This is a genomic window from Prevotella sp. S7-1-8 (assembly GCF_000758925.1).
Taxonomy (GTDB): Bacteria; Bacteroidota; Bacteroidia; order Bacteroidales; family Bacteroidaceae; genus Prevotella.
On sequence record NZ_JRNC01000025.1, the window covers coordinates 1 to 4,848 of the forward strand.

Annotated in this window: 5 protein-coding genes; all 5 read left to right on the forward strand. The window is 48.3% G+C overall.

Translation table 11 applies throughout. The features are described 5' to 3' along the window. Positions 1-251: 251 nt before the first annotated feature. The 5 genes from HMPREF1640_RS13175 (at position 252) to HMPREF1640_RS03990 (ending at position 4,049) form a co-directional block, all read left to right on the forward strand. A complete protein-coding gene (locus HMPREF1640_RS13175; protein WP_156098701.1) occupies positions 252-410 on the forward strand; it encodes a hypothetical protein in 159 nt (52 codons plus the stop codon). A 288-nt stretch (positions 411-698) separates the two neighbouring features. Continuing rightward, the gene (locus HMPREF1640_RS13180; RefSeq protein WP_156098702.1) at positions 699-905 is read left to right on the forward strand and encodes a hypothetical protein; all 207 of its coding nucleotides are present in this window, start codon (positions 699-701) and stop codon (positions 903-905) included. Between the two features lie 41 nt (positions 906-946). Next, complete coding sequence (locus tag HMPREF1640_RS03980; RefSeq protein ID WP_036892639.1) at positions 947-2,971, forward strand: transketolase; 2,025 nt, start codon at positions 947-949, stop codon at positions 2,969-2,971. Positions 2,972-3,077: 106 nt separating this feature from the next. After that, positions 3,078-3,527: a ribose 5-phosphate isomerase B gene (rpiB, locus tag HMPREF1640_RS03985; RefSeq protein WP_036892633.1), complete on the forward strand. Its 450-nt coding sequence runs from the start codon at positions 3,078-3,080 to the stop codon at positions 3,525-3,527. Positions 3,528-3,668: 141 nt separating this feature from the next. After that, the gene (locus HMPREF1640_RS03990) at positions 3,669-4,049 is read left to right on the forward strand and encodes a 2-amino-4-hydroxy-6-hydroxymethyldihydropteridine diphosphokinase (RefSeq protein WP_036892636.1); all 381 of its coding nucleotides are present in this window, start codon (positions 3,669-3,671) and stop codon (positions 4,047-4,049) included. The last annotated feature ends 799 nt before the right edge of the window (positions 4,050-4,848 follow it).

Sequence of the window (4,848 nt, forward strand, 5' to 3'; positions counted from 1 at the left end):
AAAAAGCCTTGGCATGTTTGTCCGTGCCATGCTATTTTTACCAATTATTTGATTAATTCTTTTGGCAATTCTTGGATTACTTGAGCGAAAAGTGTTATCTTTGCCATGGAGGATGGCTTGGTTTTGAGAAAACGCCAAGGCAACACTTTCTCTTTAATGAAAGCCACTTCCCTCATTTTTTAGGAAAAACATTTAGGACACTATTGATCACAACATGAAGAAAAATAACATCTACTATACTTTCTTTGAACATGATAGCGTTATCTGTCAATGGGCAAGAAGTATCGGCCACCATCCATGTAAACAAGGGTGGCGATAAAATAGACAAGGAAACACACGGCCAGTTCGCCGAGCGTCTTGGCGCGCGCGTGACGAACGGATGGACTCTCCTTGCGCGGCCCATACGGTGAAAGGCTGGGGTTGGAAACGCCCGGCAACCAAATCCGGCAACCATAAGCACTATCGGACATTGGGGAAACGCGTACAAATAAAAGGCGTTATCAAGACACATGGTGACATTATGAATGCCAAAGAGCCTCATAAACGCATCGCCCCCCCATAGACGAATGGGGAGCGTGGCCGGATGAGGCCCCGGTCGCCATCCAAGTGCGCCTGTATCGGCAAGACACCATACATGGCGCCCACTCCCAACATGCCACGCGCTCCACACGCGCGGAGGCTTCCAAGAGACCGCGCGCATGCCTGCCGACGCCAAGGCGGTTTGCGTCTTCGCGCGAGGAGGGCATATGAACAACGCCGCCGACCGCAAAAAGATGGACGGCCGCAATGGCCTCAACCACCCAGAGGTGGCTCGGCACGCCGCCTTTAAGGACAGCAAGATTAAAAAACGGAAAACAAGACAGAAAGTACCAGCCATGTCTGTCGTCGTAATCAATGTGAGATGAACGAACCTCAGAAAATAAATTATCCCATAAACCTTATAAACATGAATGACATTAAAGTGATGAACCATGCGGCTGACAATATCAGAATATTGGCCGCGTCAATGGTAGAAAAAGCCAAATCAGGCCACCCGGGAGGGGCCATGGGTGGGGCCGACTTTATCAACGTGCTCTTTTCCGAGTACTTGGTGTACGATCCCGAAAACCCCAAATGGGCAGGACGCGACCGTTTCTTTCTTGATCCAGGACACATGAGCCCAATGCTCTACGCCGCGCTAACCCTTCGCGGGCTCTTCACCATAGACGACTTGAAGGAGTTTCGCCAATGGAAATCGATCACACCGGGGCATCCAGAACTTGATGTCATGCACGGCATAGAGAACACCTCAGGCCCTTTGGGACAAGGCCATGCCTTGGCAGCGGGCGCCGCCGTGGCCGAAAAGTTTCTTGAGGCACGCCTCGGAAAAACCATGATGCGGCACAAAATATACGCTTATATCAGTGACGGCGGCGTGCAAGAAGAGATTTCACAAGGAGTGGGCAGGATAGCAGGACATTTGGGTTTGAACAATCTTATCATGTTCTACGACTCGAACGATATCCAGCTTTCCACCGAGACAAACGCCGTGATGAGCGAGAACACCAAGGCTAAATATGAGGCGTGGAATTGGAATGTGATGGAGATAGATGGCAACGATGTCTCTCAAATACGTCAAGCACTCGACGCAGCGCAATCTGAAGAGAGCCGCCCCACCCTCATTATCGGCAAGACTGTAATGGGCAAAGGTGCCCTAAAGGCAGATGGCAGCAGCTACGAGGCATGTGTAAAGACGCATGGGGCGCCACTCGGCGGTGACGCTTACACCAACACCATCAACAATCTCGGCGGCGACCCGGCGCACCCATTCGTTGTCTTTGATGACGTAAAAGCTCTCTATGACAATCGCCGAAAAGAACTTTTGAAGATTGTTGCCAAACGCAAGACTGAGGAATCTGAGTGGCGAAAGGACAACGCGGAGAAGGCTAAACAGATGGACGAGTGGTTCTCCGGCAAGGCCCCGAAGGTGGATTGGAGCAAGGTGGAGCAAAAATCAGGTGCCGCCACACGCGCCGCCAGTGCTGTATGCCTTGGCGTCTTGGCAGAACAGGTGCCCAACATGATTTGCGCGTCGGCCGACCTTTCCAACTCTGACAAGACTGATGGCTTCTTGAAAAAGACCCAAAGCATGAAGAAAGGCGACTTCAGTGGCGCTTTCTTCCAAGCGGGCGTGAGCGAACTGACCATGGCCGACATGTGCATAGGCATGATGCTTCACGGTGGCGTCATCGCGGCTTGTGGCACGTTTTTCGTATTCTCCGACTACATGAAGCCCGCCGTTCGTTTAGCGGCCTTGATGCAAACTCCCGTCAAGTTTATCTGGACGCACGACGCCTTCCGCGTGGGCGAGGACGGACCCACCCATGAGCCAGTTGAGCAAGAGGCGCAAATCAGACTTATGGAGAAACTTCAAAACCACTCGGGGCAAGACAGCGTGCGCGTTTTTCGTCCCGCTGACGCGGACGAAACCACGGTGTGTTGGAAACTCGCCATGCAGAACATGGATACGCCCACCGCGCTGATACTGTCTCGCCAAAACATTGAAAGCCTACCCGAGGGAACAGATTACGAGCAGGCAGCCAAAGGCGCTTATATCGTTTCTGGATCTGATGAAAATCCTGACGTTATCCTTGTCGCGAGCGGCTCGGAGGTGTCAACGCTCGTGTCAGGTTCCAACGCACTGCGAAAAGACGGATACAAGGTTCGTGTCGTGAGCGCCCCCTCGGAGGGTTTGTTCCGCGCGCAGAGCCAAGAATACCAAGATAGCGTGTTGCCTTATGGGGTGAAAAAATTCGGGTTGACAGCTGGTTTGGCCGTAACGCTCCAAGGATTGGTAGGCATCGGTCCTAACAGCAAGATATTTGGCATGCCCAGCTTTGGTTTTTCCGCGCCTTACAAAGTGCTCGACGAGAAGTTGGGTTATACTGGAGAGAACGTATATAACCAAGTGAAGGCTTTCATGCAACAATAAAATAGACTTATCAAGGATAAATCCAAGACATGCTAAACAAGCTCTTCCAAGTTCGCTAACATGTCTTGGATTTGATACTAACACTTTAGCATTTATATTTATAACTATGAAAATCAATAAAATAGGATTGGCCAGCGACCACGCAGGTTATGCCCTGAAACAGTTCGTAAAAAAGTATTTGCAAGAGAAGGGCATCGCCTTCAAAGACTATGGCACTGACACCGAGGAGAGTTGCGACTATCCCGATTACGCCCACGCATTGGCAAAGGGCATTGAAAATGGCGAAGTATACCCCGGCATAGCTATTTGTGGTTCTGGAGAAGGTATCAGCATGACGCTCAACAAGCACCAAGGCATACGGGCGGCATTGGCTTGGATGCCAGAGATAGCCCGGCTTAGCCGCGCGCACAACGACGCCAACGTGTTGGTAATGCCAGGACGTTTCATGGAGGAGAATACGGCTCGCCGCGTCATGGACGAATTTTTGACTACCGATTTTGAGGGTGGCCGACACCAGCGTCGTATAGACAAGATACCATGTGCCAACGATAAATAAGCATCAGCGGCAAACAGAAAGAATATATAGGCCATATTTTTGTTCACTCCGCATACCGTGACAAAAGTATGGCTTGTGTTTTCTGAATGGGAAATGCGCTCTCTGTCAATGAGACTCTAAAAATTGTTTATATATTTATTCATGGATAGTTCCAATCAGTTTTTGTTGTTGTCGTTAGGCACCAACAATGAGCAAGTAAAGCATATGGACGACGCACAAAAATATATTGACCAAGCATTTACGAATGTGCGTTATAGCAAATGCATATGGACCGCGCCTGTTGGCGGTGGCACTAATCTTTATCTCAACCGCTTGGCTGTCACTTCCACCGCTTTGTCCTATGACAAAGTGGTAGAGATAACGAAAGATATTGAGCGCCGTTTGGGCAGGATGGCCGAAGACAAAAGAAGGCACAGGGTGCCTATCGACATTGACGTTCTGCAACTTGGGCAAAGCGTTTACCATGACAAAGATTGGCAACGCCAATATGTCAAGCAACTGTTGAGCGACATTGGACTATAATTTGTAAAACAAGCGATTACGCATTTTGTATCTATCCTCGCACAACCCACCCATGTTTTAAATTCAAACTTTCTCCTCTTAAAGCGTTTTATATTAGCCACCTTTTGTTTGGCATAGCCTCTTCGCTGTCTCCATTCGAGAAATTTTATGTTTGCGCTCAACCAAACAAATATTTCCATGACTCATCACATTATCGTGCTGACACATAGCGCACACTGAAAAACAACCGGTTGCACCATTCCGCGAAATAACTCAGGGTGACGCAAACAGGAAATTCAAACATTCGCACAATGTTTGTGCGCAAGAAAACGAATCACAACAATCAGGATAAGAATGCGAAAAATGACACCTCTTTTATAAAAACTTTATTTCTTGCCGGGAGCTGCCTCGCCATCATACCTCTTTTTCAGGTTATCAAAAAGCGGATTGTAATTTGGGTGACACGTTGACAAAATCATGAAAGAGCCGCAAGGTATCTGGACTTTTTTCTTGAAATTAGTTCAATTTTCGAGAAAAAATTTTTAATTTTGCATTGTCGTTTCTACGATTACGCACAATATAGATTCTATATTTGATAGTCAAGAAGCTGACATAACGGCAATAACAATTCTTGGAAGTTCATGTATCAATATGTAGCGCATAGCGTCGGCAGCCTGCCCAAGGCTTCATCCACCCATTATTTTGTGGATGATAGAAATACATGCCTGCCCAAACTGTTAATTTCCTTTATCCCCCCCCGGCGTTTAACATTTATTAATAGGCCGATATACAACACTCCCCCGGCGTCTTTCCTCGAAAG